Origin of the sequence: Reyranella sp., assembly GCF_052439685.1 — a bacterium.
Lineage (GTDB): Bacteria > Pseudomonadota > Alphaproteobacteria > Reyranellales > Reyranellaceae > Reyranella.
Genome location: NZ_JBQVQG010000045.1, coordinates 20,858 through 27,457 on the forward strand (window position 1 = coordinate 20,858; position 6,600 = coordinate 27,457).

Consider the following 6,600-nt stretch of genomic DNA (forward strand, 5'->3'; position numbering starts at 1 on the left):
TGCCGGCACCTCGGTATCGCTTGCAAAGGCCGGGCCAGCGCCCCTTGCTGCGGCGCCCCGCCGGGAACAGACTTGAGTCCATGTCGCCAAGCCCCAACCCTTCCGGCTTCCTCGAAGACGCTTCGTTCAACCAGTCGCCGGCCTTCGGCGACATCGACCTGTTCTCTGCCGACCGGCCGCTGGCCGATGCAGCGGCGCGCGCGAGCCTCGACCTCGCGGCCCTCTCCGCCTGCGGCAGGGATTACGGCGCGGCCGAGACCCTCGATCTCGGGCGGCTCGCCAACGAAAACCCGCCAAAGCTGCGCACCATGGACGGCAAGGGCAACCGGCTCGACCTGGTCGAATTCCATCCCGCCTATCACGCGCTGATGCGCAAGAGCATTGGCCACGGCATCCACGCCTCGGCGCATGACGGCAGCGACCGGCCGGCGCCGATGGCGGCGCGCGCCGTCCGGCTCTATCTCGCGACCCAGGCCGAGAGCGGCCACATGTGCCCGATCACCATGACGCATGCCTGCGTGGGCGCACTGCGGTCCGAGCCGGCGCTGCTCGAGAAATGGCTGCCGAAGATCCAGACCCGCACCTACGATCCGCGCCCGCTGCCGTGGTGGGAGAAGAACGGCGTGACACTGGGCATGGGCATGACCGAGCGCCAGGGCGGTACCGACGTTCGTGCCAACATCACGTGCGCCACCGCGCACGGCGACCATGTCGAGATCACCGGCCACAAATGGTTCATGTCGGCGCCGATGTGCGACGCCTTCCTGGTGCTGGCGCAAGCTGAAGGCGGCCTCACCTGTTACCTGATGCCGCGTTACCGGCCCGACGGCTCGCAGAACGCCGTCCGCTTCCAGCGGCTGAAGGACAAGCTCGGCAACAAGTCGAATGCCTCCTCCGAGGTCGAGTTCCACGGCGCCTGGGCCGAACGGGTCGGCGCGGAGGGCGCGGGCGTCCGCACCATCATCGAGATGGTGAACCTGACGCGCCTCGACTGTGCCATCGCCTCGGCCGGGCAGTCGCGCATCGCGCTCAGCCAGGCGCTGCACCACATCCGCAACCGTTCGGTCTTCCAGCGACGGCTGGCCGACCAGCCGGCGATGCGCGCGGTCGCTTCCGACATGGCGCTGGAGCTCGAGGCGCAGGTGGCGCTGGTGTTCCGCCTGATCCGCGCCGCCGAGCACGCCGCCCACGATCTGCGCGAAGCGGCGTATGCGCGCCTGCTCACTCCGGCCGTGAAGTTCCTGGTGTGCAAGAGCACGCCGCAGCTCGTCTACGAATCGCTCGAGTGCCTGGGCGGCAACGGCTACACCGAGGACCTGCCGATGGCGCGCTACTTCCGCGAATCGCCGCTCAACGCGATCTGGGAGGGCTCGGGCAACGTCATGGCGCTCGACGTGCTGCGCGCGGCCGGCCGTCATCCCGAAGCTGCGACGGACACGCTGTCACGCCTCGTGCGCACGGCAGACCAGGCCTTCAAGGCCGGGCCGCTGGCGCAGTCGCTGGAGCAGATCCTGAAGTCGGGCGCCGCCGAACGCCGCGCGCGCTTCGTCTGCGAGGGCTTGGCCAAGCTGGCCGCCGTGGCCGCGCTGGTCGAAGCGGACTCGCCCTTCGCCGCGCTCTATGCCGAGACGCGGCTGGGCGGCTCGCCCTTCGCCCAGTTCGGCAGCGCCGACCTCGGCTCCAGCGAAACCGCACTGATGGACCGCGCGCTGGCGGTCTAGCGCGTCAAGGGAAGACGCGCCTGCCAGGGCCGCAGCAGCAGCATGCCGCCCATCACGAGACCATAGACGGCGAGCCCGATCCCCATCGCCCAGAACAGCGCATCGAGCCCCTGCCCCAGTTCGATCGCGAGCCAGCCGCCGCCGACGGTGACGACCAGCCGCACCAGCACGGCCGCGACCGGCACACCCATGCGGCCGGCGCCCTGGCTGCCGAAGTGCAGCGTCAGGCCGAGGCCGTAGAGGATGTAGAACGGGGCAGCCCGCGTGAGATAGCCGACACAGGCAGCGATCGTCGCGGGATCGCTGGTGAACAGAAGCGACCATTGCTCCGGCAGGAAGGCGATCGCGCCGCCGATCGTGCCAATCACCGCCGCGGCAAACAGGCTGCCGGTCCAGGCGACGCGACGTGCGCGCGCCCAGCCGTCGGCGCCGGCCGCGACGCCGATCAGGGTCAGCATGCCGGTGCCGATACCGTAGGAAATCGCGCCCATCAGATTCTCGAGCCGCGAGCCGATGGCGTAACCCGCCAGCGCCGACGTACCGAAGCGGCCGACCAGTCCGGTCAGCACCATCGTTCCGATGCCGCCGACCACGGTGACGGCCGACGAAGCGAGGCCAACACCCATGATCTCCGCAAACAGGCGGCCCTGCAGGCCGCGCCCGCCGAGCGAGGGAACGAAGCCCAGCCTGCCACCCCAGATCGCGCGCGCCGTCAACGCGAGCGATAGGCCGGAGGCCGCAATGCCGGCGGCCGCGAAGCCCGGCACGCCCCAGCCTGGCCAGCCGCCGATACCCAGCCCCAGCAATGCCGCCAACGGCACGTAGACCGCCGAGCCCACGACACCGAACCGCGCCGCCAAAGCCGCGCTGCCCACGCCCCGCAGGATGGCCGACGCAAAGTTGGTCGCCCACACCAGCACGCCGCAACTGAACCAGACGTCGCTGTAGGCCCGTGCCTGTCGCAGCACCGCGCCCTCGCCGCCCATCATGCGGTAAAGGAGCGGCGCCGCCGTCCACGCAAACAGCGCGCAGAGCGCGGCGAAGGCGAACGCCAGCACCATCGCGTGGATCACCAGCGCCTGGGCGTCCTCGCGCCGCCCGCCGCCCAAGGCCCGTGCCATGGACGCGGCGACGGCGCCGCCCAGCCCGCCCGAGGAGACGTTCATCACCATCACGACGAAGGGATAGACGAGTGCGAATGCGGCTAGCGCGCCGCTACCCAGCCGGCCGACCAGCCAGATCTCGGCCAGCACGACGGCGATCTGCACCACCATGAATGCGGTCGTGGGCCCCGCGAGCCGCAGCAAGGAACGCCCGATGGGCGCGACGAGGAGAGGATGGGACACGAAGGGATTCCGGCGGGAGCGACAACGACTGTAACGACGCGCCCGGTCCCTGGCGGGATGGGCGGAGAAGGATCGTTAACGTCGCGAACTCATGTGCGGAGTCTCCAGGGCAGCCGGCACTATGGCCTCGCCTGCAGCCGCCGACAACCTGTTCGCTTTGCCGGCCGGCGCCGCGCCGCTACACTCCGGCCCAGCGTCCAGCCAATGTTCAGCGAGTAACTCTTTCCAATGAAGAAGATCTTCACGGCGTGCCTCGGCACGGAGACCAACACTTTTGCCTCGATTCCGACCGGGCACGGCCTGTTCGAGGAGACCTGCCTGTTCCGTAAGGGCAGCTACGGCGACAAGGTACCGATGTTCGGTGCGCCGCTCGCCGTCTGGCGCGCCCGCTCCGAGGCCAAGGGCTGGCAGGTGGTCGAGAGTCTCTGCGCGTTTGCGCAGCCGGCCGGCAAGACGGTGAAGAAGGTCTACGAGGCGTTCCGTGACGAGATCGTCACCGACCTGAAGGCGGCGATGCCCGTCGATGCGGTGTTCCTCTCGATGCACGGCGCCATGGTGGCCGAGGGCTATGACGACTGTGAAAGCGACCTGCTCGCCCATGTGCGCAAGGTCGTCGGACCGGACGTTCCCGTGGGCGTCGAACTCGACCTCCACTGCAATATCGGCGAAGGCACGATGCGTGATGCCACGGTGCTGGTCCTGTTCAAGGAATATCCGCACGTCGACGTCTCTGACCGCGCCGAAGACCTGTTCAACGTCATGGAAGGCGCCATCGAGGGTCGCACCAAGCCGGTGATGGCCACCTGGGACTGCCGCATGATCGGCGTGTTCCATACGACGCGCGAGCCGATGCGCGGCTTCGTCGACAAGCTGATGGCGATGGAAGGCAAGGACGGCGTGCTCTCGCTCTCCGTCGCCCACGGCTTCCCGTGGTCCGACATCAAGGAGATGAGCAGCCGCATCATCGCCGTCACCGACGGCGACAAGGCCAAGGCCGAGAAGATCGCCAGGGAGCTGGGCCAGGAATTCTTCGCCATGCGCCAGGCCACCCAGCCGCCCTATGTGACCTTGGACGCCGCCATGGCGCGGGTCAGCTCGCACAACCTGCCCAAGCCGATGGTGCTGGCCGACGTGTCGGACAATGCCGGCGGCGGTGCGGCCTCGGATTCGACTTTCGTCCTGAAGGCGCTGCTCGACGGCAAGGTGAAGGACGCGGCCGTCGCCATGTTCTGGGATCCCGGCGCCGTGAAGCTCGCCTTCGAGGTCGGCGAGGGCGCCGAGCTCGACATCCGCCTCGGCGGCAAGCTCGGCCCGCAATCGGGCGCGCCGGTCGATGCGCGCGCCAAGGTGCTGAAGCTCGAGAAGAACGTGTTCATCCAGTTCGGCGGCGCCCGCAAGGGCACCAGCCCGATCGGCGATGCCGCCGCCCTGCAGATCGAGGGGGTGACGGTGATCGTCAACTCCACGCGCTCGCAGTGCCACAGCCTCGACTGCTTCACCAAACTCGGCATCGATCCCTCGACCAAGAAGGTCGTCGTCGTGAAGTCGATGCAGCACTTCCACGCCGCCTATGCGCCGATCGCCAGCGAGGTGGTCTATGTCGCAGCGCCGGGCGCGCTGGTGCCGGACTGGTCGCTGCTGCCCTACACCAAGGCCGACAAGACGCAGTGGCCGTTCGTCGCCAACCCGCACGCCTGAGGGAAGGCGCGGGCGCGCTTGCGTCCGTGACCTCGGGAGCCGGTCGCGCAACGAGGCGCACCGGCACGCGGCAAGGGGCGGCGAAAAGTCCTGTATTTCAGGGCGTTTACAGGGCTTCGACTCATTGGTATGTTCCGCCCCGTCGCGGCCCGGGATGGCCGTTTTGTCGTTTTAGAACAACGGCTTAATAGCATCCCGCCCCGGCGCGAGGGCAGCGATACATGAAGATTCTCACCGGCAACAGCAACAAACCGCTGGCCGAAGCCATTTCCGCCAAACTGGCCTTGCCGCTGGTCAAGGCCAATATACGCCGTTTCTCCGACAACGAGATCTTCGTCGAGATCCTGGAGAATGTTCGCGGCGAGGACGTTTTCGTCATCCAGTCGACGAGCTTTCCGGCCAACGACCATCTGATGGAACTGCTGATCACCATCGATGCCTTGCGCCGCAGCTCGGCTCGCCGCATCACCGCGGTGATTCCCTATTACGGCTATGCCCGCCAGGACCGCAGGGTCGGCTCGCGCACGCCGATCTCGGCCAAGCTGGTCGCCAACCTGATCACCCATGCCGGCGCCAATCGCGTGCTCACGCTCGACCTGCATGCCGGCCAGATTCAGGGCTTCTTCGACATCCCGCTCGACAATCTCTACGCCGGTCCGGTCTTCTCCAAGGACATCAAGGAGACGCTGAGCAACCGCAATCTCACCGTCGTGTCGCCCGACACCGGCGGCGTTGCCCGTGCCCGCGCCATCGCCAAGCGCATCGACGCCGACCTCGCGATCATCGACAAGCGCCGCGAGGCCGCTGGTATCAGCGAAGTCATGAACGTGATCGGCGACGTGAAGAACCGCGACTGCATCCTGATCGACGACATCGTCGATTCGGGCGGTACGCTGTGCAATGCCGCGGTCGCCTTGATGGACCAGGGCGCCACCTCGGTCTCGGCCTATATCACCCACGGCGTGCTGTCCGGGGGCGCGGTCGCCCGCATCGCGGCCTCGCCGATCGAGAAGATGGTCATCACCGATTCGATCATGCCCACCGAGGCGGTGCGCGTATCGCCCAACATCAAGCCGCTCAGCATCGCCACGCTGATGGCCGAGGCGATGAAGCGCATCACCGACGAGGCCTCTGTTTCGAGCCTTTTCGACTAGTAATTTCAAGAGATCCGGCGATGGGCACCCCTGGAGGCCACGCCGCGATGAGAGAGCAACCCAAGGAGATATCAGATGGCAGAGACGACCAAAGTCGTCGCGAAGATGAGGGACCGGGCCGGTAAAGGGGGCGCCCGTTCCAGTCGTCGCGAAGGACTGATTCCCGCCGTGATCTACGGCGACAAGCAGCCGCCCGTGATGATCGCCGTCGAGCCGAAGACGATCGAGCGCGAAATTCACAAGGAAGGCTACTTCAATCACCGCATGAAGATCGCCGTCGATGGTACGGACTACGACGTCCTGCCGCGCGACGTGCAGGTCGATCCGGTGACGGACAAGCCTCTGCATCTCGACTTCCTGCGCATCGGCCCCGACTCGATCATCACCGTGCAGGTGCCCGTGCGCTTCCGCAATGAGCTGGCCTCGCCCGGCATCAAGCGCGGCGGCGTGCTGAACGTGGTGATGCACGAGATCACGCTGCGCACCCGCGCCGATTCGATTCCGGAGATCTTCGAGGTCGACCTGACCGGCCTCGAGATCGGCCACTCGATCCACATGTCGACGCTCAACATTCCCGAGAGCGCGCGCGTGGTGACCCGCGACAAGAACGCCACCGTGGCGTCGATCGCCGCGCCGACCGTGGCGCGCGAAGCGGCCGCGACGGATGCGACGGCCGACGGC

5 protein-coding genes are annotated in these 6,600 nt (G+C 67.5%); 4 read left to right on the forward strand and 1 reads right to left on the reverse strand.

Going from position 1 to position 6,600, the window contains the following annotated elements; translation table 11 throughout:
• The first annotated feature begins 80 nt into the window (after nt 1-80).
• Nucleotides 81-1,721 (forward strand): acyl-CoA dehydrogenase family protein, encoded by a 1,641-nt coding sequence (locus ACT6UX_RS29030; RefSeq protein ID WP_444778638.1) that lies wholly within the window; start codon nt 81-83, stop codon nt 1,719-1,721.
• Here ACT6UX_RS29030 and ACT6UX_RS29035 read toward each other — a convergent pair.
• Entirely contained in the window at nt 1,718-3,067 is a 1,350-nt protein-coding gene (locus ACT6UX_RS29035) for an MATE family efflux transporter (protein ID WP_444778639.1), read from the reverse strand. The genes ACT6UX_RS29030 and ACT6UX_RS29035 overlap by 4 nt on opposite strands.
• 228 nt (nt 3,068-3,295) lie before the next feature.
• Between ACT6UX_RS29035 and ACT6UX_RS29040 the strand changes: the two genes are divergently transcribed.
• The 3 genes from ACT6UX_RS29040 to ACT6UX_RS29050 form a co-directional block, all read left to right on the forward strand.
• The gene (locus tag ACT6UX_RS29040) at nt 3,296-4,765 is read left to right on the forward strand and encodes a M81 family metallopeptidase (protein ID WP_444778640.1); all 1,470 of its coding nucleotides are present in this window, start codon (nt 3,296-3,298) and stop codon (nt 4,763-4,765) included.
• A gap of 221 nt (nt 4,766-4,986) precedes the next feature.
• On the forward strand, nt 4,987-5,919 hold the full coding sequence (locus ACT6UX_RS29045; RefSeq protein ID WP_444778641.1) for a ribose-phosphate pyrophosphokinase: 933 nt from the start codon (nt 4,987-4,989) through the stop codon (nt 5,917-5,919).
• 75 nt (nt 5,920-5,994) lie between these two features.
• On the forward strand, nt 5,995-6,600 hold a 606-nt coding region (locus ACT6UX_RS29050; RefSeq protein WP_444778642.1), incomplete at its 3' end, for a 50S ribosomal protein L25/general stress protein Ctc.